This window comes from Klenkia terrae (assembly GCF_900491935.1).
Taxonomy (GTDB): Bacteria; Actinomycetota; Actinomycetes; order Mycobacteriales; family Geodermatophilaceae; genus Klenkia; species Klenkia terrae.
On the sequence record NZ_UEXK01000004.1, the window covers coordinates 2,238,143 to 2,260,192 of the forward strand.

21 protein-coding genes and 1 pseudogene are annotated in these 22,050 nt (G+C 74.7%); 13 read left to right on the top strand and 9 right to left on the bottom strand.

Translation table 11 applies throughout. The annotated features are described in order from the left end of the window. The first annotated feature begins 53 nt into the window (after positions 1-53). Both LFA75_RS11415 and LFA75_RS11420 read left to right on the top strand, forming a co-directional pair. A complete protein-coding gene (locus tag LFA75_RS11415) occupies positions 54-1,862 on the top strand; it encodes a CYTH and CHAD domain-containing protein (protein WP_225233757.1) in 1,809 nt (602 codons plus the stop codon). Positions 1,863-1,872: 10 nt separating this feature from the next. Beyond that, complete coding sequence (locus LFA75_RS11420) at positions 1,873-3,105, top strand: metallophosphoesterase (RefSeq protein ID WP_225233758.1); 1,233 nt, start codon at positions 1,873-1,875, stop codon at positions 3,103-3,105. Here the strand turns inward: LFA75_RS11420 and LFA75_RS11425 are convergent. Both LFA75_RS11425 and LFA75_RS11430 read right to left on the bottom strand, forming a co-directional pair. Then, entirely contained in the window at positions 3,102-3,677 is a 576-nt protein-coding gene (locus LFA75_RS11425) for a TetR/AcrR family transcriptional regulator (RefSeq protein WP_225233759.1), read from the bottom strand. The two genes, LFA75_RS11420 and LFA75_RS11425, sit on opposite strands and share 4 nt — an antisense overlap. A 47-nt stretch (positions 3,678-3,724) precedes the next feature. After that, a complete protein-coding gene (locus LFA75_RS11430) occupies positions 3,725-4,300 on the bottom strand; it encodes a TetR/AcrR family transcriptional regulator (RefSeq protein WP_225233760.1) in 576 nt (191 codons plus the stop codon). A 223-nt stretch (positions 4,301-4,523) separates the two neighbouring features. On the opposite strand from LFA75_RS11430, the gene LFA75_RS11435 reads away from it, so the two are divergent. Genes LFA75_RS11435 through LFA75_RS11445 form a run of 3 tightly spaced genes read left to right on the top strand, consistent with a single transcriptional unit; the run spans position 4,524 to position 6,822 of the window. Further along, complete coding sequence (locus LFA75_RS11435; protein WP_225233761.1) at positions 4,524-5,228, top strand: GntR family transcriptional regulator; 705 nt, start codon at positions 4,524-4,526, stop codon at positions 5,226-5,228. After that, positions 5,225-5,692: an SRPBCC family protein gene (locus tag LFA75_RS11440; protein WP_225233762.1), complete on the top strand. Its 468-nt coding sequence runs from the start codon at positions 5,225-5,227 to the stop codon at positions 5,690-5,692. Before LFA75_RS11435 ends, LFA75_RS11440 begins: the two co-directional genes overlap by 4 nt. A 41-nt stretch (positions 5,693-5,733) precedes the next feature. Further along, complete coding sequence (locus LFA75_RS11445) at positions 5,734-6,822, top strand: alpha/beta hydrolase family protein (RefSeq protein WP_225233763.1); 1,089 nt, start codon at positions 5,734-5,736, stop codon at positions 6,820-6,822. On the opposite strand, the gene LFA75_RS11450 is transcribed toward LFA75_RS11445, so the two are convergent. Then, a complete protein-coding gene (locus LFA75_RS11450) occupies positions 6,806-7,084 on the bottom strand; it encodes a TOBE domain-containing protein (RefSeq protein ID WP_225233764.1) in 279 nt (92 codons plus the stop codon). The two genes, LFA75_RS11445 and LFA75_RS11450, sit on opposite strands and share 17 nt — an antisense overlap. 32 nt (positions 7,085-7,116) lie before the next feature. Beyond that, a complete protein-coding gene (locus tag LFA75_RS11455) occupies positions 7,117-7,752 on the bottom strand; it encodes an MBL fold metallo-hydrolase (protein WP_225233765.1) in 636 nt (211 codons plus the stop codon). Positions 7,753-7,923: 171 nt separating this feature from the next. Here LFA75_RS11455 and LFA75_RS11460 point away from each other — a divergent pair, with 171 nt between their 5' ends. After that, positions 7,924-8,130, top strand: coding sequence for a hypothetical protein (locus tag LFA75_RS11460; RefSeq protein WP_225233766.1), 207 nt, complete (start codon positions 7,924-7,926; stop codon positions 8,128-8,130). A gap of 93 nt (positions 8,131-8,223) precedes the next feature. Here the strand turns inward: LFA75_RS11460 and LFA75_RS11465 are convergent, their stop codons facing one another. The 4 genes from LFA75_RS11465 to LFA75_RS11480 form a co-directional block, all read right to left on the bottom strand. Further along, on the bottom strand, positions 8,224-9,162 hold the full coding sequence (locus tag LFA75_RS11465) for a hypothetical protein (RefSeq protein ID WP_225233767.1): 939 nt from the start codon (positions 9,160-9,162) through the stop codon (positions 8,224-8,226). A 225-nt stretch (positions 9,163-9,387) separates the two neighbouring features. Further along, positions 9,388-10,125, bottom strand: a complete 738-nt coding sequence (locus LFA75_RS11470) for an enoyl-CoA hydratase-related protein (protein WP_263639375.1) — start codon at positions 10,123-10,125, stop codon at positions 9,388-9,390. Between the two features lie 39 nt (positions 10,126-10,164). Then, complete coding sequence (locus LFA75_RS11475; RefSeq protein WP_225233769.1) at positions 10,165-11,007, bottom strand: 3-hydroxyacyl-CoA dehydrogenase family protein; 843 nt, start codon at positions 11,005-11,007, stop codon at positions 10,165-10,167. Beyond that, a complete protein-coding gene (locus LFA75_RS11480; RefSeq protein WP_225233770.1) occupies positions 11,007-12,242 on the bottom strand; it encodes a thiolase family protein in 1,236 nt (411 codons plus the stop codon). Before LFA75_RS11480 ends, LFA75_RS11475 begins: the two co-directional genes overlap by 1 nt. A 134-nt stretch (positions 12,243-12,376) precedes the next feature. On the opposite strand from LFA75_RS11480, the gene LFA75_RS11485 reads away from it, so the two are divergent. From LFA75_RS11485 to LFA75_RS11515, 7 genes are all read left to right on the top strand, one after another. Beyond that, entirely contained in the window at positions 12,377-12,847 is a 471-nt protein-coding gene (locus LFA75_RS11485; RefSeq protein ID WP_225233771.1) for a Fur family transcriptional regulator, read from the top strand. Continuing rightward, positions 12,844-15,108 carry a catalase/peroxidase HPI gene (gene katG, locus LFA75_RS11490; protein WP_225233772.1) on the top strand — a complete coding sequence of 755 codons (2,265 nt, stop codon included), beginning with the start codon at positions 12,844-12,846 and terminating at the stop codon, positions 15,106-15,108. The genes LFA75_RS11485 and katG overlap by 4 nt, the downstream gene beginning before the upstream one ends. Before the next feature lie 119 nt (positions 15,109-15,227). Next, positions 15,228-16,094: an iron uptake transporter permease EfeU gene (efeU, locus tag LFA75_RS11495; RefSeq protein ID WP_225233773.1), complete on the top strand. Its 867-nt coding sequence runs from the start codon at positions 15,228-15,230 to the stop codon at positions 16,092-16,094. Then, the gene (gene efeO / locus LFA75_RS11500) at positions 16,081-17,217 is read left to right on the top strand and encodes an iron uptake system protein EfeO (protein WP_225233774.1); all 1,137 of its coding nucleotides are present in this window, start codon (positions 16,081-16,083) and stop codon (positions 17,215-17,217) included. Before efeU ends, efeO begins: the two co-directional genes overlap by 14 nt. A gap of 18 nt (positions 17,218-17,235) precedes the next feature. Continuing rightward, a complete protein-coding gene (efeB, locus tag LFA75_RS11505) occupies positions 17,236-18,489 on the top strand; it encodes an iron uptake transporter deferrochelatase/peroxidase subunit (protein WP_225233775.1) in 1,254 nt (417 codons plus the stop codon). A gap of 28 nt (positions 18,490-18,517) precedes the next feature. After that, a complete protein-coding gene (locus tag LFA75_RS11510; RefSeq protein WP_225233776.1) occupies positions 18,518-20,074 on the top strand; it encodes a serine/threonine-protein kinase in 1,557 nt (518 codons plus the stop codon). A 43-nt stretch (positions 20,075-20,117) separates the two neighbouring features. After that, positions 20,118-21,407 carry a serine/threonine-protein kinase gene (locus tag LFA75_RS11515; protein ID WP_225233777.1) on the top strand — a complete coding sequence of 430 codons (1,290 nt, stop codon included), beginning with the start codon at positions 20,118-20,120 and terminating at the stop codon, positions 21,405-21,407. Between the two features lie 20 nt (positions 21,408-21,427). Here the strand turns inward: LFA75_RS11515 and LFA75_RS11520 are convergent. Next, positions 21,428-22,050: pseudogene (locus tag LFA75_RS11520) on the bottom strand (hypothetical protein); the annotation flags it as partial.

Genomic DNA, 22,050 nt, shown 5'->3' on the forward strand with positions numbered 1-22,050 from the left:
GCTGAGGTAGAAAGCGCACCTCAACCCGTACGTCGAGCAGGAGTGGATGCACCGTGGCGACCGAGCACACCGAGATCGAGCGCAAGTACGACGTCGAGGAGACGTTCGTGCTGCCCGACCTCAGCGGCGTCCCGGGGGTGGCCTCGGTCGGCGCCCCCGTCGTGCACGAGCTGGCCGCCACCTACTTCGACACCGCCGACCTGCGGCTGGCGAAGGCGAAGATCACCCTGCGGCGGCGCACCGGCGGCACCGACGAGGGCTGGCACCTCAAGCTGCCGGCCGCGGCCGGTGCGCGGCGCGAGCTGCAGTCCCCGCTCGGCCGGGCGGTCAAGGCGCCGCCGCGTGCGGTGCTGGCCCCGGTGCTGGGCGTCGTCCGGCGGGCCCCGGCCGCGCAGGTCGCCACCCTGCACACCCGGCGCACCCTGGTGACGCTGCTGGCCGAGGACGGCCGGGTGCTGGCCGAGGTCGCCGACGACCAGGTCACCGGCACCGCGCTGCCGGCCGCCGCCGGGGAGGCCGCGGTGGTCACCACCTGGCGCGAGGTCGAGGTCGAGCTGGTGGACGGCGACGAGGAGCTGCTCGGTGCGGTCGGCGCCGAGCTGGTGGTCTCCGGCGCCCGCCCGTCGGCGTCGGCGGCCAAGCTGACCCGCGTGCTGGCCGACCGGCTGGCCGGCCCGCCGCCGGCCACCGTGCAGGACGAGGCCGACGACGAGCCCGACGAGGACGACACCGAGGACGACGTCGTCCCCGAGCCCGTGGTCGAGGAGCCGCTGCCCGAGGGCAAGAAGGCCCGCGCCAAGGAGATCGCCCGCCGGGCGAAGGCCGCCGAGGACGCGGCCGCCGCGGTGAAGGCGGAGAAGAAGGCCGCGAAGAAGGCGGAGAAGGCCGCCGCGGCGGAGGCCGCGGAGCGGGCCCGCCTGGCCGCGATCCCGAAGGCCGGCGAGGTCGTCGTCGCGGCGCTCGCCGAGCAGCTGACCGCCCTGCAGCGCGCGGACCTGATGGTGCGCACCGACGTCCCCGACGGCGTGCACCAGGTGCGCGTCGCCTCCCGCCGGCTGCGCAGCGTCCTGGCCGCCTACCGGCCCGTGCTGGACCGCACCCGCACCGACGCCGTCCGCGACGAGCTGCAGTGGCTGGGCCAGGAGCTGTCGGGCACCCGGGACGCCGAGGTGTCCCTGGAGCACCTGCGCGAGCTGGTCGCCGCCCAGCCGGTGGAGTTCGTGCTGGGCCCGGTGGCCGCCCGGCTGCAGCAGGCCGAGCTGCAGGGCGAGACCGCCGGCACCGGTCACGCCGTGGCCGCGCTGAGCACCCCGCGCTACCTGACCCTGCTGGACACCCTGCACGCCCTGGTCGCCCAGCCGCCGCTGGCCGAGCGCGCCGCCGAGCCGGCCGCCGACGTGGTGGCCGACGTCCTGCGGCACACGGTGAAGCGGCTGCGGAAGCTCGTGGACACCGCCGAGGACGCCGAGTTCGCCGAGCCCGAGGGTGCCGGGTCCGAAGCCGTCGAGAGCCCCTACGAGCTGGCCCTGCACGAGGTGCGCAAGGCCGGCAAGCGGGTGCGCTACACCGCCGAGGTCGCCGCCCCGGTGCTGGACGGGACGAAGAAGAACGGCGCCGTCATGGGTGTCGTGGACGCGATGAAGCAGCTGCAGGACGTGCTGGGCGACCGGCAGGACACCGTGGTCACCCGCGAGCTGTGCCGCACCCTGGGCCTGGCCGCGTTCGGCGCGGGGGATAACGCCTGGACCTTCGGCCGGCTGCACGCCCTGGAGGAGGCCCGCGCGATGCAGGCCGAGCGGGACTTCTGGGCGTTGTGGCCCTCGCTGGGGCCCGTGCTGAACGGCGTCGCCGGCGAGCGATGACAATGGCACCGTGATCGCCTTCGGTGCCGTCGTCGGGCTCGCGATGGTGCTGCTGCACGGCTGGCTGTGGTTCCGGCTCGTGCGCAGCACCACGCGGCCCGGCCGCACCCGTCGCCTGCTGACCGGGCTCACCGTGGTGCTGGCGCTGCTGCCCACCGCGGCGGTGCTGGGTCGCCGCTCCCTGCCGCTGGACGTGCAGGCGCCGCTGGACTGGGTCGGCTACACCTGGCTGGGCGTGGCGTTCTACGCCTTCCTGGCGCTGCTGGTGCTCGAGCCGGTGCGCTGGGTGCTCCGGGCGGTGCAGCGCCGCCGGCCGGCCCCCGCCGCCGACGTCTCCGCCGTCCCTGCCTCGGCGTCCGAGCCGGCGCCGGAGCCGGCCGCGCAGCGCGAGCCGGCCGACGTCCCGCGCCGGTTGTTCCTGGCCCGGTCGTTGGCGGTCACCGCCGGCGTGGCCGCGGTCGGCACGGCCGGGTACGGGGTGTGGGCGGCCAACTCCGCGCCGGTGGTGCGCCGGGTGCCGATCGCGCTGGCCGGCCTGGACCCCTCGTTGGCCGGCTACCGGATCGTCACCTTCTCCGACGGCCACCTGTCCGCCACCTACGGCGGGCGCCGGTTCGAGCGGCTGGTCGAGATGGGCAACGCGCAGTCCCCCGACGCGGGGGCGATCGTCGGGGACCTGGGCGACGGCGAGGGCGACGAGCTGCGCGAGGACGCCGCCCCGCTCGGGGACCTGGTCAGCCGGGACGGCGCCTACTTCGTCACCGGCAACCACGAGTACTTCGTGGACACGAACGCCTGGCTCACCCACCTGTCCGGCCTGGGCATCGACGTGCTGCGCAACGAGCGGGTCGCGCTGGGCCGCGGCGGGGCGACCTTCGACCTGGCCGGCATCGACGACCGGACGGCGGCCGCCTCCGGGCTGGCCGGGCACGGCGCGAACCTGGACGCGGCGCTGGACGGGCGGGACGACGCCGTCCCGGTCGTGCTGCTGGCCCACCAGCCGGTGCAGGTGGAGCAGGCCCGGGCCGCCGGGGTCGACCTGCAGCTGTCCGGGCACACCCACGGCGGGCAGCTGTGGCCCTTCGACTACGGCGTCCTGCTGGACCAGCCGGCGGTGGAGGGGTTGTCCCGGCAGGGCGACACCCAGCTCTACGTGACGTCCGGCGCCGGGTACTGGGGCCCGCCGATGCGGGTGGGCGCCCGCCCCGAGATCACCGTGATCGAGCTGCGCCCGGCGGGCTAGATCGAGCGGAGGGCGGCGAAGGCCTCGTCGAGCAGGTCACCGAGCACGCGCTCGCCGCCGGTGGCCGCCCAGCGCACGAAGGCCGTGGTCGCCGCGGTCAGGCAGGCCGCGATCACCACCACGTCGGCGGCCCCCTCGGACGTGGTGAGGTCGATCCCCAGCTGGTCGCCCAGCACGGTCGTGGAGGCGTGCTGCCGGTCCGCGGCGCGCAGCAGGAGCGCCGGGGAGGCGAGCACCATCGACCAGCGGGACAGCAGCTCGGCGAGGACCTCGGGCGGCAGGTCGTCGGTCATCGCCCGCAGACCGCGCCGGATGCGCTCGGTGAGGGGCAGGTCGGCGGGTTGCCGGCTGAAGTGGTCGCCGATCCAGAGCGCGTCCTGGTCGGGCAGGACGACGTGCTCCTTGGTGCGGAAGTAGGCGTAGAACGTCGGCACCGAGACCCCGGCGGCGTGTGCGATCTCGGCGACGGAGACCGCGTCGTAGCCGCGCTCGTCGAAGACCGCGAAGGCCGCGGCGGTCAGGCGGCGACGGGTGGCGTCGCGTTTCTGAGCTCGCCAGTCTCGTCCTGCCACCTGCACATCGTGGCACGTGGGCAGATCCGGCGGCGGGTCGTCGCAGGTCAGCCCGCCAGGTTGGGCCGCACCAGCACGTCCGTGAGCTCGGCGACCAGATCGAGCCCGTCGGCGTCCTCGGCACCACCGCCGGTGAGCCAGCGCTCGACCAGCACCGCGCAGGCGGCGCGCAGGGCCAGCACGGGGAACGTGCCCGGTGGCACCTCGCCCCGCTGCTCGGCCCGGACCACCAGCGCCCGGACGGCGTCGGACCACTCACCCACCGGGCCGCGGGGCAGCAGCGGCAGCAGCGGGGAGTCCGGGCCGAGCGCCGGCACCGTGCGCCGCCAGGCCAGGGCCCGGGGGGACCGCAGCGCCGCGGCGAGGGCGGTCAGCAGGGCGGTGGTGTCCGCGGTCAGCGAGCCGTGGTCCTCGGCGGGCAGGAGGTCCGGGGCGGTGCTGCCGAAGGCATCGCGCACCAGGGCGTCCTTGCTGGGCCAGCGGCGGTAGATCGTCGCCTTGCCCACCCCGGCCCGCCGGGCCACGGCGTCCAGGGCGCAGGTCTCCAGCCCGCCCTCGCCCAGCAGGTCCAGCGCGGCGGCGAGGATCGCGACGTCGAGGGCCGGGTCCCGGGGCCTGCCCACGGGCCGCGGCGGCAACGGAGGTGCACCGGTCAGCACGACACCCTCCTCGGCCGGAACGAATGTGTCCGGAAGGCTAGCGCTGCCGGAACGCGCTGGCCAGAGCCCATCCGGTGGCCCGGCGATTGGTCATGACGTCTAGACGTCTGCCGATCGAGTACCTTTCAGTGGTGACCGAGCCGGAGGGACGCGAGTGAGCCCGGACGCCGGTCCGAAATACCTGGCGGTGCGTGAGCACCTGCGTCGACGGGTCGCCGACCTGCCCGAGCACACCCTCCTCCCGCCGGAGCCCGTGCTCTGCGAGGAGTACGGGGTCAGCCGCATCACGCTGCGGCGGGCCGTCGACGGGCTGGTGGCCGACGGCCACCTGGTGCGCGAGCAGGGCCGCGGCACCTACGTGACCCGGCCGGGCATCCGGCACGAGTACCGCGAGAGCTTCGTGCACCGGATCGCCGGGTTCCACTCGGTGATGACCGAGCAGGGCGCCCAGGTCGGCACCACGGTGCTCGGCCAGCAGGTGCTCGCCGTCCCGCCGGCGGTCGCGGCCGAGCTGCGGCTCGAGCCCGCCGACCAGGTCGTCGAGCTGGTGCGGCTGCGGTCGGTCGACGGGCAGCCCAACCACGTCGTGCGGTCGTTCCTGCCCGCCGAGGACTACCCGAAGGCCGCGACCGAGGACTTCGGCCACGGGTCGCTGTACGAGTTCCTGCGCCGGGAGTACGAGGCCGACCTCGCCCGCGCGCGCATCGTCGTGGACGTCGGCACCGCCGGCGCTGAGGAGGCCGAGGTGCTGCAGGTGGTCGCCGGTTCACCGTTGCTGGTGGTGCGCACGACCGTGCACGACGGGTACGGCAACCCGCTGGTGCACTCGTTCTCCCGGCTGCGGCCCGACGTCAGCCAGGTCGAGTTCGAGGTCTCGGTGAACGGGCGATGAGCACCACGGCCAGCGGCCCCCGCCGGGTGCCCGACCGCCGCGAGGACGTCTGGCGGGCCCTCGCCGTCCTGCACCCGTACTGCGCGGTGTGCGAGGTGTCCTACGTGGTCTCCGGCCCGACCCGCAAGGGGACGACGTTCGTCTGCGTGCCCGGCGAGCTTGCCGAGGGGACGCCGCCGCCGGCGGGCGCGCCGAAGGGCACCATCGTGGAGTGGACGCCGGCCCGCGTCGTCGTCACCCGGCTGGAGCTGACGCCCGAGACGTGGACGACGCGGATCGAGCTGGCCGACGCCGGCAAGGGCGGGGCCGACGGCACCGACGTGACGATCACCGTCACCCACGAGCCGGTCGGCGGGTCGGCCCTGATGCGCTTCGTGCAGCGCAAGGCGATGGCCCGGCTGGTGCGCCGGACCGTCGACAGCGAGCTCGACCGGCTGCCGGAGCACCTCGCCGCGGCCGTCTGACCTCGCGGGGAACCGCAGCGCGGCCGGTGCGTTGGACCGGTGTGACGGCGCACGCACTCGAGTGGCAGCGGGCCGCGGCCGCCCTGACCCGGGCCATGCCGCGGCACCGCATGGTGGGCAACGGGATGCAGGCCACCGACGCCGACGAGCTGCACGCCGGGGTGTCCGCCGGCACCCCGTGGTCGGAGGTGGCGGCCCGGCTGGCCCGCCGGCAGACCCGCGCCGCGATGGCCGCCATCGAGGCCGGGGACCGGCAGACCGCGCGGGAGAGGTTCCTGCGCGCGGCGGCCTGCTACAGCTTCGGCCAGGTGCCGCTGGAGGACGGGCCGGCCAAGCGGTCGCTCTACCGCGACCTCGTCGAGGCGTTCGGCCGGGCCGGCGCCCTGCTCGACCCGCCGGCCGAGCACGTCGAGGTGCCGTGGCGCGGGCGCAGCCTGCGCGGGTGGCTGCTGCGCCCGGCCGGGGTGGTCCGCCCGCCGGTGGTCGTGGTGCTGGGCGGCATCGACGCCTGGCGCGAGGAGTACGCCGCCGGTGCCGAGCTGGTCCGCGACCGCGGGGTGGCGCTGTTCCTGCTCGACGCCCCCGGCCAGGGCGAGACCCGGGTGCTGGGCGGGCTCCACCTGGACCGCGACGTCCGGCTGGCGCTGTCGGCCGCGGTCACCCACGTGCTGGCCGACGAGCGGCTGGGCGACCGGGTGGCCGTGTGGGGCAACAGCATGGGCGGCCACCTGGCTGCGCTGCTGGCCGCCCAGGACCCGCGGGTCGCCGCCTGCGTGGTCACCGGGGGCACGGTCCGCCCGGCCGAGACGCACACCCGCTTCCCGCGGTTCCTGGCCAAGGTGCAGGCGATGCTGGGGCTGGACCCCGAGGCCTCCCGCTCGCTGATGGACGACCTCGAGCTCGACGCCGCCACCCTGGCCGGCCTCACCTGCCCGCTGCTGGTGCAGCACGGCCGGCGGGACGCGGTGTTCAAGGTGGCCAACGCGCGCGAGGTGCACGACCTGGCCGGGTCGGCGGACAAGACCTGGCAGGAGTGGCACGACGGCGACCACTGCGTGGACAACCACGCGGACGAGAAGTACCTCGCGGTCGCCCGGTGGCTGGCCCCCCGGCTCACCGGCGCGTGGTGACGGCCTCCTCGTAGTCGGGGTAGCTGGCCAGCACGTCCTCGATCTCGACGATCGAGGGGAAGTCGGCGACGTCCTGGTGCGTGCGCAGGAAGTCGACGGTGGCCGCGACCAGGTCGGCCTCGTCACCCGGTGCGACGCCGAGCTGCTGGGCGACGTCCGGTGTCACGTGGAACCAGGCCTCGACGTCCTCCTCGCCGTCGGTCATGCGGACGACGTACTGCTGGTCGCCCTGGTCCTCGATGTCGTAGTCCTCGGCAGCCATGACCAGGCACTACCCGCCCGGGGGCGTGGGAATCAGAGGGTGACGGACTCCCCAGGAGCGAGCCGGGTGTAGCTGCCGGGGACGCCCGGGCCGTTCTCGCCGAGGAAGTTCGCGCCCACCATCAGCCCGGTGTCGTTGAGCAGTCCGTCGTGCACCGCGTAGGACCGGGTCGGCTGCACCTCGCGCACGTAGTCCACGAGCTCGCCGGTCTTGGACCACGGGGCGTGCAGGGGCAGCAGCAGGGTCTCGACACCGGTCCCGGGGACGGTCAGCGCGTCGCCGGGGTGGAAGACCGTGCCGTCGACCAGGAAGCCGACGTTGGTGATCCGCGGGATGTCGGGGTGGATCACCGCGTGCCACTCGCCGTGGGCCTGGACCTCGAACCCGGCGGCGGTGAACGCGTCGCCCTGGCCGACCACGTGTACCTGCGCCCCGGCGTCGAGCTGGTCGGCGACCGCCTGGTTGGTCCACACCTGCAGGTCGCCGTCCTCGGCGAGGGCGCGCTTGGTGCGCTCGACGTCGAGGTGGTCGAAGTGCTCGTGGGTGATGAGCAGCGCCGAGGCGCCGGTCCAGGCCGCCTCCTCGGTGAACGCGCCCGGGTCCAGCAGCAGCCGGCGGTCGCCGTCGGAGAGGACGACGCAGGCGTGCCCGTGCTTGGTGAGCTCCATGACCGCGACGCTGCCACGCTCGAGGTCCGGCCGCACGGCGGGACGGGCCGGTGACACGCCGTCCCCACCTGGGGGTTCCTGAGCTTGATGGTGCACAAGTGACCAACCCGGACGGGTGATTCGTGTTGCGCATCCCTGCTCGGGTGGTCCGCTCGCGCCGAACCAGGGGGCATGAGCGAACTCGTCCTGACCCTCGCTGCCGCCCAGGGCCGCAGCACCGGCATCTGGCACGCCGTGGAGCTGCACCGCAGCCCGTCCGAGGTGGACGGCGCCTGCGAGGTGGCCGTCTGCGGTGCCCTGGCCCGCGTCGACCTCGACCAGGCCTGGGACGGCGACGACGAGGAGAGCTGCGAAGCCTGCGCCGACCTCCTCTACTGACCCACCCCACCCCACCCCCCCANCACCCACCCACAGCACCAGCCGTCATGTGACGGTGAGGACCCAGAACCAGCTCGTACTGGGTCGTGAGCATCATCCGACGCCCCGCTCCTGCGCGATGCGGGCCGCGCGGACGTGGAACGCCGCGGCGATCTCCGCCCGGGCACCCGCCGGGTCCTCCCGACCGCGTCGGTGGTCGATGCGGAGCGTCGCCCAGTCCATGGCCAACGCGGCCGAGTCCCGTCGGCGGTCGCGCGCCCAGTTGTCCGGGCCCCGGTGGTAGGCCGCACCGTCGAGCTCGATGCCCAGGCGTGCCGCCGGCAGGGCGCCGTCCAGGTGGATGGTGCCGATCGCCGTCCGCAGGGCGTACTGCCGCTCGACCGGGGGGATCCCGGGCACGTCCAGCAGGTGCTGCAGGCCCCAGATCTCGAACTCGCTGTGCGAGCCACCCCGAACCAGCTCCACCAACTCCCGCAGGAGCGCCCGCCCGGGCAGGCGGCTCCGTGTCCGGAGGTCTGCCAGCAGCAGGTCGGCGTCGACCCGACCCCGGCGCACCGCGCCGATGACCGCTCCGCGCGCCACCTCGACGTCCCGCGGTGTTCCGCGCGACCCGTGCGCCCATCCCCAGGCGTCCAGCAACGCCGTGGCCTCGCCCGTGACCGGCAGACCCCGGCGGACCGGTCCGGTCAGCTCGCGGGACACCTGCACGACCAGCCAGGACGGCCGGGGGACGGCGATGTGCCGGCTCGGCGGAGCCGCGACGTGCACCCGGGCGCCGGGTTCGTCGACCAGGTCGGCCAGGTGGAGGGCGCTGCGCGCGGCCAGCCGCCCACCGGTCCACAGCGCTGCTGCGGTGGCCCGGGTGCGCCAGTGACCCGATCGCGCCGGGTCGACCAGCACCCCGGGCAGCGGTCGCAGCAGCCGCCCGTCGCGCACCCAGCGCACGACGCTGGTCCGCCCCGACGCGGCCACCACCTCAGCGCTCGACCGCGCTCCGTCGGGCCCGAGCAACGTCGCGAGGTCCACCACCATGCCCCCACGGTGGCCGCTGGGAGAAGGCGCCGGAACGCGTCACCGACACCTGTGGACACCAGCACCCGATGTGGACCACGAGCCCCACATCGCCCCGCCACCTGCTACCCGCCCGCGGGTGGCCCCCCGGGATGCCGTCACATGACGCCCAGGACCCAGAACGCGCCCCGAATGGGTCCTCACCGTCACATGACGGCTGGCGGTGGGGGTGTGGGGGCGCGAGCGCTATGCGCCGGTGAAGTTGGGCTTGCGCTTGCTCAGGAAGGCCTCCACGGCCTCGCTGTGGTCGTGGGTGTGGCCGAGCTGCGCCTGCAGCGTCGCCTCCATGGCGAGGGTGGTCTCCAGGGAGTCGGTGGCCGCGGTGGCCAGGACCTCCTTGACCGCGCGGAAGGCGGCGGTGGGGCCGGCGGCGAGCTGGGCGGCCAGCGCCTGCGCTGTGGCCAGCACCTCCTCGGCGGGCACCACGCGGTGCACCATGCCCCACTCGGCGGCCTGCTCGGCGGTGAAGGGGGTGGGGATCAGCAGCAGCTCGGCAGCCCGGGAGCCGCCCACGCAGTGCACCAGGCGCGAGGCCAGCGCGGAGTCGCTGCCCAGCCCGACGCCGACGAACGCGGTGGTGAACTTCGCCCCGGCCGCGGCCACCCGCAGGTCGCCGCCCAGCGCCAGGCCCAGGCCGGCCCCGGCGCAGGCACCGTTGACCGCCACGACCACCGGCACCCGCAGCGCGGCCATTGCCAGCACCATCGGGTTGTACTCGGCGTCCACGACGTCCAGCGCCGGCTTGCCCGCCCGGATCTCCTCCACGTGCTGCGCGAGGTCCTGCCCCACGCAGAACGCCCGGCCGGTGCCGGTGAGCACCACCGCGCGCACCGAGGTGTCCTCCGCGAGCGCCCGGAGGTGGTCGATCAGGGACAGCCGGATCTCGTGGGTGAGACCGGGGGCGGGGAGGGTCAGGGTCGCCACGGCCCCGTCGTCGCTGCGCTGCACGGACATCGTCGTCCCCTAGCTGTAGTCGTGGAAGCCGCGACCGGTCTTGCGGCCCAGGTCACCGGCCGCCACCTTGTCACGCAGCAGCTGCGGCGGGGTGAACCGGTCGCCCAGGGTCGAGGTCAGGTACTCCGCCACCGCCAGCCGCACGTCCAGCCCGACCAGGTCGGTGGACCGCAGCGGGCCCATGGGGTGCCGGTAGCCCAGCTCCATCGCCGTGTCGATCGCCTCGGCGTCGGCCACGCCCTCCTCGAGCATCCGGATCGCCTCCAGGCCCAGCAGCACGCCCAGTCGGGACGACGCGAACCCGGGGGAGTCCCGGACGACGATGCCGGTCTTGCCCAGCCGGTCCACCCACTCCTGCGCGGTGGCGACCACGTCGTCGGCGGTCTCGGCGGCGACCACGATCTCCACCAGCGTGGACGCCGGGACCGGGTTGAAGAAGTGCATGCCGACGAACCGGGCCGGCCGGTCCAGGGCGGCCGCCAGCTCGGTCACCGACAGCGAGCTGGTGTTCGTGGCCAGCACCGCGTCGGGTGCCAGCACCGCCTCCACCGCCCGCAGCACCTCGACCTTGAGCGCGGGGATCTCCGGCACCGCCTCGACCACCAGCTCGCAGTCGGCCGGCAGGTCGCCGGGGGTGTCGACCATGGTCAGCCGGGCCGCGGCGTCGGCCACCGTGCCCTCGAGCTTCCCGCGGCGGTCGGCCTCCTCCAACCCGGCGACGATCCGGTCGTGCGCGGCCTGCGCCGCCTCGTCCCCGGCCTCCACGACGTGCACCTGCGCGCCCGTGCCGAGCAGGCCCTGGGCGATCCCGCCGCCCATCCGGCCCCCGCCGACGACCCCGACGACGGCCATCAGACGCGCTCGACGAGCATCGACACGCCCTGGCCGACCCCCACGCAGAGGGTGGCCAGCCCGCGCCGGCCGCCCTCGCGCTCGAGCCGGCCCATGAGCGTGACCAGCAGGCGGGCGCCGGAGCAGCCCAGCGGGTGGCCCAGGGCGATCGCGCCGCCGTCGGAGTTGACGATCTCCTCGTCGATGCCCAGTCGGCGCAGCACGCCGAGGGACTGCGCGGCGAAGGCCTCGTTGAGCTCGACGGCGTCCAGGTCGGCGACGGACCAGCCGGCCTTGGCCAGCGCCTTCTCCGTGGCCGGCACCGGGCCCAGGCCCATCACGTTGGGGGCGACACCGGCCGAGGCCGAGACCACGACCCGGGCGCGGGGGGTGAGCCCGTGCCGCTCGACGGCCTCGGCCGAGGCCAGCACCAGCGCGGCGGCGCCGTCCGACAGCGGCGAGCTGTTGCCGGCGGTGACGATCCCGTTCTTCCGGAACACCGGCTTGAGCTTGCCCAGGGACTCCATGGACGAGCCCGGGCGCGGGCCCTCGTCACGGGTGACGGTGGTCGTCTCCTTCTTGCCGACGACGTCGACCGGCACGATCTCGGCGTCGAACCGGCCGGCCTCGGCGGCGGCGACCGCGCGGGCGTGGCTGCGGACGGCGAAGGCGTCGCACTCGTCGCGGGTGAGCCCGTCCAGGGCCGCGATCTCCTCGGCCGTCTCGCCCATGGTCAGCGTGATCTTGCGGGTGCGCGGGTCCTCGGGGTGCTCGACGCCGCGGTCGTGCGCGGTGAAGGTGGGGTTGGTGAACCGCCAGCCCAGCGAGGTGTCCACCACCTCGCCCGGGCGGGCCCACGGGGTGCCGGGCTTGGCCATCACCCAGGGCGCGCGGGTCATGGACTCCACGCCGCCGGCGATCGCCAGGTCCAGCTCGCCGGCCCGGATGGAGGCCGCGGCCGAGGCGGTCGCGGTCAGCCCGGAGGCGCACAGCCGGTTGGTCGTGTAGCCGGGCACGGTGTCGGGGAGGCCGGCCAGCAGCACCGCCATGCGGGCGACGTCCCGGTTGTCCTCGCCGGACTGGTTGGCCGCGCCGAGCACGACCTCCTCGACGGCGTCGGCGGGGGCGCCGGAGCGGCGCAGCACCTCGCGGACGACCAGCGCGGCCAGGTCGTCGGGCCGGACGCCGGCCAGCGCGCCGCCGTACTTGCCCTGGGGGGTGCGGACCCCGTCGACCAGGTAGACCTCGGACGTCATCGTCACTCCTCGCTGGTTTGCTGACCGTCCGGTCAGGACATCGGACCGGGGACGGCGGGGCAAGTCTGCCCTCCCACCCAGTGGTCAGCCTCCGTTTACTTGACTCGTTCAAGAATGCACGACATGGTGGAGGGGTGCCGCCGACCGAGGACCTCGAGCTCGCCCTGCGCGGGGCCGCCCTCCGGGTGACCCGTCCGCGGCTGGCCGTGCTCGACGTGCTGCGCGGGCACGCGCACGCCACCACCGACGAGGTGCTCAACGACGTCCGGGACCGGCTGCCCGAGGTCTCGCACCAGGCCGTCTACGACGTGCTGCGCGCGCTGACCGCCGCCGGGCTGGTCCGCCGGATCGAGCCGCAGGGCTCGGTGGCCCGCTACGAGGTCCGGGTCGGCGACAACCACCACCACCTGGTCTGCCGCTCCTGCGGCACGATCGCCGACGTCGACTGCGCGGTCGGCTCGGCCCCCTGTCTGACCCCCGCGGAGGACCACGGCTTCGTCGTCGACGAGGCCGAGGTCATCTACTGGGGTCTGTGCCGCGCCTGCAGCGCGGCACCACCCGTCCTGCCCACCCTCGTCACCACCCCAGAGAGAGGCACGCGATGAGCGAGCACGACAAGTCCACGGTCGCCCCCGAGGACTACGACAAGACCGAGGTCGCCAAGACCGAGACCGCCAGCACCAGCGAGAGCGAGAACCCGGCGATCAAGTCGCCGGAGCCGGTGCACGGCGGGCGTCCCCGCTCCGTGCAGGACTGGTGGCCCAACCAGGTCGACCTCCGGGTGCTGGACCGCTCGGCCGCCGACGCCGACCCGCTGGGCGCCGACTTCGACTACGCCGCCGAGTTCGCCAAGCTCGACGTCGAGGAGCTCAAGCGCGACCTCGTGCAGGTCATGCGCACCTCGCAGGACTGGTGGCCGGCCGACTGGGGCCACTACGGCCCGCTGTTCATCCGCATGTCCTGGCACGCCGCGGGCACCTACCGCAGCGCCGACGGCCGCGGCGGCGGCGGCGAGGGCGGGCAGCGCTTCGCCCCGCTCAACAGCTGGCCGGACAACGCCAACCTGGACAAGGCCCGCCGCCTGCTGCTGCCGATCAAGCAGAAGTACGGCCGCAAGATCTCCTGGGCCGACCTGCTGGTGCTCGCCGGCAACGTCGCCCACGACGACATGGGCCTCAAGACCTTCGGCTTCGCCTTCGGCCGCAAGGACAGCTGGCAGCCCAGCGAGGTCTTCTGGGGCCCCGAGGACACCTGGCTCGGCGACGAGCGCTACGCCGACGACAGCCCGCTGGACCTGGACGAGGGCCACCTGGCCGCCGTCACCATGGGCCTGATCTACGTCAACCCCGAGGGCCCGCAGGGCAAGCCGGACCCGATGGGCTCGGCCCACGACATCCGGGTGACCTTCAGCCGCATGGGCATGAACGACGAGGAGACCGTCGCGCTGGTCGCCGGCGGCCACACCTTCGGCAAGACCCACGGCGCCGGCGACCCCGAGCTGGTCGGCCCCGAGCCCTCCGGCTGCCCGGTGCACGGCAACGGCCTGGGCTGGATCAGCCAGTACGGCACCGGCAAGGGCGCCGACACCATCACCAGCGGCCTCGAGGGCGCGTGGACCCCCACGCCCACGCAGTGGGACAACACCTACTTCGAGATGCTCTTCAGCTACGACTGGGAGAAGACCCTCAGCCCGGCCGGCGCCAAGCAATGGGGGCCGACCAACCCCGAGGCGCAGGAGCTCGTCCCGGACGCCCACATCGAGGGCAAGCGCAACGCCCCGATGATGAGCACCGCGGACATGGCCCTGGTCGTCGACCCCGGCTTCCGGGAGATCTCGCGCAACTTCTACGAGAACCCCGAGTACTTCGCCGAGGTCTACGCCCGCGCCTGGTTCAAGCTGCTGCACCGCGACATGGGCCCCAAGACCCGCTACCTGGGCCCCGACGTCCCCGCCGAGGAGCTCGTCTGGCAGGACCCGGTCCCGGCCGTCGACCACGAGCTCGTGGGTGACGCCGAGATCGCCGACCTCAAGGCGCGGCTGCTGGCCGCCGGCCCGACGGTCCCCCAGCTGGTGCACACCGCCTGGTCCGCCGCGGCGTCCTACCGCGACACCGACAAGCGCGGTGGCGCCAACGGCGGGCGCATCCGGCTCGAGCCGCAGATCGGCTGGGCCGCCAACGCCGGCGTCGCCGAGGTCATCCCGGCCATCGAGAAGGTCAAGGCCGACTTCGAGGCCGAGACCGGCAAGCGCGTCTCCTTCGCCGACCTGGTCGTCCTCGCCGGCACCGCCGCGGTGGAGAAGGCGGCGGCCGACGCGGGCGTGCCGGTGACCGTGGGCTTCACCCCCGGTCGCACCGACGCCACCCAGGAGCAGACCGACCCGGACAACTTCAGGTGGCTCGAGCCCAAGGCGGACGGCTTCCGCAGCTACCTGCTGCCCGGCAGCAAGCTGCAGCCCGAGCAGCTGCTGGTGGACAAGGCCTTCAACCTGGGCCTCACCGCCAAGGAGATGACCGTGCTGGTCGGCGGTCTGCGGGTCCTCGGCGCCAACACCGGCGGCGTGCAGCACGGTGTGTTCACCGACCGCGTGGGCGTGCTGTCCCAGGACTTCTTCCGCACGGTGCTCGACCTGGGCATCCAGTGGCGGACGTCGCGGGACACCGAGGACGTCTACGAGGGCGTCGGCGCCGACGGCTCCGTGGCGCGCACCGCCACCGCCGCGGACCTGGTGTTCAACTCCAACGCGATCCTGCGCGGCATCGTCGAGGTCTACTCCTCCGACGACATGACGGAGAAGTTCGCCCAGGACTTCGCCACCGCGTGGACCAAGGTCATGGACAACGACCGGTTCGACGTCCGGAGCTGAGAAAACGCTCCTTCCTGGGAGCTGGCTGGGACCGTTAGGAGTTGAGGGCAGCTTCACCGTAAGGTGAGGCTGCCCTCAGCCTCCGCCGGGGGTCTTCGCCTGCCAGGAGGTGTCCCGCCGTGGGAGCTCTGTTCTTCCCCAGCTACCTCATCGGGCTGCGCGAGGGCCTGGAGATGGTCCTCGTGGTCAGCGTGCTGATCGCCTACCTGGTCAAGACCGGTCGCCGCCAGCACCTGCTGCCCGTCTGGGGCGGCGTGGCCGCCGCGGTCGTGCTCTCGGTCGGGTTCGGCGCCGTGCTGTCCTACGTGTCGACCGCGGTGCTCGGCGGTCCGGGCCAGGAGCTCTTCGACGCCATCACCTCGGTGATCGCCGTCGCGCTCGTCACCTGGATGATCTTCTGGATGCGGCGCACCGCCCGCAAGCTGTCCGGTGAGCTGCGCGGCCGGCTGGACGACGCGGTGGGCCTGGGCCTGGGCGCCGTCGTCGGCATCGCGTTCGCCTCCGTGGTCCGCGAGGGCCTGGAGACCACGCTGCTGTTCTTCGCCTCCGCGCAGGGTGCGGTGAGCGCCACCCCGCTCGTCGGGCTGGCCGCCGGGTTGGCCACCGCTGTCGTGCTGGGCGCCCTGCTCTACGCGGGCGCCGTGCGGATCAACCTGTCGCGGTTCTTCACGATCTCCGGTGTCCTGCTGGTCTTCGTCGCCGCCGGCATCTTCAAGTACGGCATCCACGACTTCCAGGAGGCCGGCGTCCTGCCCGGCCTGACCACCTACGCCTACGACGCGTCGGGGTGGCTGGACCCGGGCAGCTGGTGGGGTGCGGTCCTGGACGGCGTCTTCAACATCTCGGCCCAGCCCAGCGTGCTCGAGGTGGTCGCCTACCTGGCCTACCTCCTGCCGGTCCTGGTCCTGTTCCTCCTCCCGGGCCGCCCGGCCCGGGAGACCCCCGCACCCGCCACCACCCCGGAGCACATCGATGTACGCGCGTAAGACCTCCCTCGTCGCGGCCGGAGCCGCCTCCCTCGCCCTGCTGGCCGCCTGCGGGGGCGGCTCCTCGGCAGGCGGCAGCGGTTCCGAGGCCTCCGACGACATCGCCGTCTCGGCCACCGACACCACCTGTGACGTCGACGCCACGGAGCTCGACGCCGGCACGCACCAGTTCACCGTGACCAACACCGGCAGCTCGACCACCGAGTTCTACCTCTACGCCGAGGGCGACCGGATCATGGGCGAGGTCGAGAACATCGCCCCCGGGGTGGCCCGCACGCTGCTGGTCGAGCTGCCGGCCGGTGAGTACCAGGCCGCCTGCAAGCCGGGCATGGTCGGCGACGGCATCCGCAACGCACTCACCGTGACCGGCGAGTCCCAGCAGCTCTCCGACGACGAGCAGCTGCAGACCGCCGTCGAGGACTACACCCGCTACGTGGGCAGCCAGACGACCGCGCTGCGGGAGCAGACCCAGGCATTCGTCGACGCGGTCAACGCCGGTGACGTGGCCACCGCCCAGGGGCTCTACCAGGTCGCCCGCACGTACTTCGAGCGGATCGAGCCGGTGGCCGAGAGCTTCGGCGACCTGGACCCGAGGATCGACGCCCGGGAGAACGACGTCGAGGAGGGGGGCACCTGGACCGGCTTCCACGTCCTGGAGCGCGATCTCTGGCAGACCGGCGACCTCTCGGCCTCCGGGCCGGTGGCCGACCAGCTGATGACCGACGTCGACGACCTGGTCACCCGGGTGCAGACCCTCGAGCTGCAGCCCCTCGACCTCGCCAACGGCGCACTGGGCCTGCTCGACGAGATCGCCAGCAGCAAGATCACCGGTGAGGAGGAGCGCTACTCGCGCACCGACCTCTGGGACTTCCAGGCCAACCTGGACGGCTCGCAGACCGCCATCGCCTCGCTGCGACCGGTGATCGCCGAGGCCGACCCCGACCTGGCCGCCGCACTGGACTCCGCGTTCGCCGCCACCCAGGCCGACCTGGCCCAGTTCGCCTCCGGTGACGGCTTCCTCCTCTACACCGAACTCACCACCGAGCAGCTCCAGGGCCTGTCCGACTCCATCAACGCCCTCGCCGCCCAGGTCAGCCAGGTGCCCGCCGTCGTCGCCGGCTGATCGGGGACAGTGGAACGCATGAAGCTCTCCCGACGTGACTTCTTCGGCGCCGCCGGCGTCGGCGCCGCCGGTGCCGTCGCCCTGGGCGCGGGTAGCTGGGCGGCCGGCCGGGACGCCGAGCCGGCCACGGCGACCGCGGCCGCCGGCCAGGACGCCGTCGAGTTCCACGGCGACCGGCAGGCCGGCATCGTGACCCCGGCCCAGGACCGGCTGCACTTCGTCTCCTTCGACGTCATCACCGACGACCGGGATGCCCTCGTCCGCCTGCTGCAGGACTGGACGACGGCCGCCCGGCGGATGACCCGCGGGCAGGACGCCGGCCCGGTCGGCGCCGTCCAGGGCAACGAGTACGCCCCGCCGGACGACACCGGCGAGGCGCTCGGTCTGCCGCCGGCCGGCCTGACGCTGACCATCGGCTTCGGCCCCACGCTGTTCCGCACCGCCGACGGCACCGACCGCTTCGGCCTGGCCGACCGGCAGCCCGCGGCCCTGGTCGAGCTGCCCGCCTTCGCCGGCGACCTGATCGACCCGACCATCAGCGGCGGCGACCTGTGCATCCAGGCCTGCGCCGACGATCCGCAGGTGGCTGTGCACGCCGTCCGCAACCTGGCCCGGATCGGGGTCGGCCTGGTCAGCGTGCGCTGGTCGCAGCTGGGGTTCGGCCGGACGTCGTCCACGTCCTCGGACCAGGTGACCCCGCGCAACCTGTTCGGCTTCAAGGACGGCACGGACAACCTCAAGGCCGAGCAGCCGGCCACCCTGGACCGCTTCGTCTGGGTCTCGGGCACCGAATCCTGGATGGACGGCGGCTCCTACCTGGTCAGCCGCAAGATCCGGATGCTGGTCGAGGTCTGGGACCGGCAGAACCTGCGTGACCAGCAGCAGACCATCGGGCGGACCAAGGGCAGCGGCGCACCGCTGGGCCAGCGCGGCGAGTTCGACCCGGTCGACTTCACCACGCAGGTCGAGGGTGACGTCGCCGTCCCGCCGACGTCGCACGTCTTCCTGGCCCACCCCACCAACTCCGGGACGGCGATCCTGCGGCGCGGCTACAGCTTCGTCGACGGGTCCGACGGGCTGGGCAGGCTGGACGCCGGGCTGTTCTTCCTCTGCTACCAGTCCGACCCGGAGACCGGGTTCGTGCAGGTCCAGCGCAACCTGCGGACCGACAAGCTCAACGAGTACGTGCAGCACACCTCGTCGGCGGTGTTCGCCTGCCCGCCCGGGGTGACCGGCGACGACGACTGGTGGGGCTCGGGCCTGTTCGGCTGACCGGACCGGCAGCGGGCACCATGTCGGGGTGGAACCCCTCACCCGCACCGTCGGCGACCGGTACGAGCTGCGCTCGCTGATCGCCACCGGCGGCATGGGCCAGGTGTGGCGGGCCCACGACCAGCGGCTGGGCCGGGCGGTCGCGGTGAAGGTGCTGCGCGGGGAATTCGCCGGGGACGCCGACTTCCTGGCCCGGTTCCGCGCCGAGGCCCGGCACGCTGCCCTGCTCGGGCACCGCAACGTCGTCGCGGTCTACGACTACGGCGAGACGGCGGCCGCCGACGGTGAGCAGCTGGCCTACCTGGTCATGGAGCTGGTGCCCGGGGACTCCCTGGCCGCGGTGCGCCGGCGGCAGGGCGTGCTGCCCGCCGACCAGGTGCTGGAGATCGTCACCCAGACGGCGGCCGGTCTCGGTGCCGCGCACGAGGTCGGCATCGTGCACCGGGACGTGAAGCCGGGCAACCTGCTGCTGCGCCCGGACGGCTCGGTGGCGGTCACCGACTTCGGCATCTCGTGGTCGGCGGAGAGCGTCGCGCTGACCGCGACCGGCCAGGTCATCGGCACCGCGCACTACCTCTCGCCCGAGCAGGCCCGCGGCCGCCCGGCCACCCCGGCCAGCGACGTCTACGCCCTGGGCATGGTCGCCTACGAGCTGCTCGCCGGGCGCCGGGCCTTCGACGGGGCCAGCTCGGTGTCGGTCGCGCTGAGCCAGATCCAGGACGAGCCCGACCCGCTGCCCGACGACGTCCCCGCCCCGGTTCGTGACCTGGTCGCCGCGATGCTGGTGAAGGACGCCGCGGGCCGGCTGGCCGACGGGGACGCGGTGGTCGCCGCGGCGACCGCCACCCGGGCGGCGATCGGTGCCGCCGGGGAGCCGACGGAGCTGTTGGACCTGGTGCCGCCGACCGGGCTGACCGCCCTGATGGACCCCGCCACCGCCACCGGTACCGGCGCCGCGGCGGCCCCGCCGCGACGGCGTCGGAAGCCGCTGCTGCTGGCCGGCGTGCTGGCCGCGCTGCTGCTCGTCGGCGGCGGTGCCGCCCTGCTGCTCGGGCTGGGTGGGTCGTCGGGACCCGAGGGCGGGTCGGCCACCCCGGCGACCACGACCACGGCCGCCCCGAGCACGCCCGACCCGGTCACCCTGGACGCCGCCGCCTACCTGGGCCGGCCGGTGAGCGCCGTGACCGCCGAGCTCACCGGGCTGGGCCTGGTCGTCACCACCGAGGAGGTGGCCGGCGACGGGTCGACCGCCGGGCTCGTGGTCGAGGTCGCCCCGGTGGGGACGGCGCTGCAGCCGGGTGCGGCGGTGACGGTGCGCTACGGCTCGGCCGCCCCGCCGACCACCGCCGCGCCGACCACCGAGCCGCCGGTCACCGTCGTGTCGACCCAGGCGCCGGCCCCGACCACCGACCCCCCGGCGGCGGACACCCCGGCCGACCCGGGCGGCGGCGGCCCGGGCAACGGCAACGGCAACGGGAACGGCGGCCCCGGGAACGGCAACGGCAACGGGGGCGGTCCGGGGAACGGCAACGGCAACGGGAACGGCAACGGGAACGGGAACGGGCGGGGTCCGGGCGCACCCTGATCGGCCCCTGCCCACCGGGCCCTCCGGCTGACAGGATGGGCCCGTGGAGCCGGAGACCCGTGTGCTGGGGAACCGCTACGAGCTCCGGTCCGTCATCGCCACCGGCGGCATGGGCCGGGTCTGGCGGGCGCACGACCGACGGCTCCGCCGGGCGGTGGCGGTCAAGGTGCTGCGCGGGGAGTTCGCCGGCGACCCCGAGTTCATCGCCCGGTTCCGCGCCGAGGCCCGGCACACCGCCCTGCTCCGCGACGAGCACATCGCAGCGGTCTACGACTACGGCGAGACCGAGGACGACGGCGAGCAGCTGGCCTACCTGGTCATGGAGCTGATCGAGGGCGAGCCGCTGTCGGCGCTGCGCCGGCGCGAGGGCGCCGTCCCCGCCGACCGGACCGTGGACCTGCTGCGCCAGGCGGCGACCGGGCTGGCGGTGGCCCACCGGGCCGGGGTGGTGCACCGCGACGTCAAGCCCGGCAACCTGCTCGTCCGACCCGACGGCAGCCTGACCATCACCGACTTCGGGATCGCCTGGTCGGCGGCCAGCGTCGCGCTGACCGGCACCGGCGAGGTCATCGGCACCGCGCACTACCTGTCGCCGGAGCAGGCGCAGGGCCTGCAGGCCACCGCCGCCAGCGACGTCTACGCCCTGGGCATGGTCGGCTACGAGCTGCTCGCCGGCCGGCGGGCCTTCACCGGTGACAACCCGGTCGCGGTGGTGCGGGCGCAGATCTCCGACGAGCCCGAGCCGCTGCCGGCCACCGTGCCGGTCGGGGTCCGCGAGCTCGTGGCCGCGATGCTGGTCAAGAACCCGGCGGACCGGCTGGCCGACGGGGCCGCCGTGCTGGCCGAGGTCGAGCGCCTGGTCGAGCGCGGGCTCGGGCCGGCCACGGTGAAGCTGAGCACCGGCGGCCGGCACACCGTCGGCCCGCCGCCGCGCCGGGACCGCCGCCGCTGGGTGCTCGCCGGGGCCGCGGCGCTGACCGCGCTGGTGGCGTCGGTGGCCGGGGTCGTGGTGCTGGGCGGCAGCGGAGAGCCCCCGGCGCGGGTGGCCGCCGGGTCCACCAGCAGCGCGGCGGCCACCTCGGTGCCGCCGACCCCGGAGCAGCCGGCCGCCGCCCCGGCGCCGGGCTGGTCCGCGCCGTCCCCGGTGACCGAGCTGGGCGCGGCCACCGGCACCGGGCTGGGGCAGGCCGTGCCGACCACCCCGCCGCCCACGACCGAGACGCCGACCACCGCGTCGACCACCTCGGCACCGACCACCACCACCGGTCGCCCGGGGCGCCCCGGGCGACCGACGCCGCCCGGTCCGACGGAGTCGAGCAGCCGGGGCCGCTGAGCAGGTCGAGAGGTGCGGCGTCAGGCCGTGCGGGGCCGACCCAGCCAGAGGCCGCCGGCGACCAGGCCGGTGGCCAGCGTGAGCACGAAGCCGCGGTCGGCGGCCGCGGTCCCGGTGAAGACGACGACCAGCAGCCAGAAGACGGCGAGCCCGGCCGCCCCGGCGGCACCCAGCTGCCAGGCCTGCTGCCGGTCCAGCCCGCCGCGGCTGGGCACGGCCGGCACCAGGGCCACCAGCGCCGCGAGGGTGGCGAACACCGCCCAGGCCGTCGTCGCCGACCACAGGGACGGCCCGCCACCGGGGTAGGGCATGGACAGGCCGACCAGCAGCAGCACCAGGCCGATGACCCCGAGCCCGGTCGCGGTCATCGCGGCCCGGTCGGCGGTGGTGCGCGGCCGGGCGCCGACCCGGGGCGAGGTGGAGCTCTCCGGGGTGGGCAGCGGCGGGGGCGCCGGGACGCCGCCGCCCATCGGCCCGGTCGGCTGGGGCGGGTAGGCCGGGTCGTAGGCCGCCCCGGTCGGCTGCGGCGGGTAGGCCGGGTCGTACGCGGGCTCGGTCGAGTGCGGCGGGTAGGCCGGGTCGTAGGCGGGCTCGGGCCGGGGCAGCGACTCCGTGCGGGGCGGGGACCCCGGCTGCTGCGGGG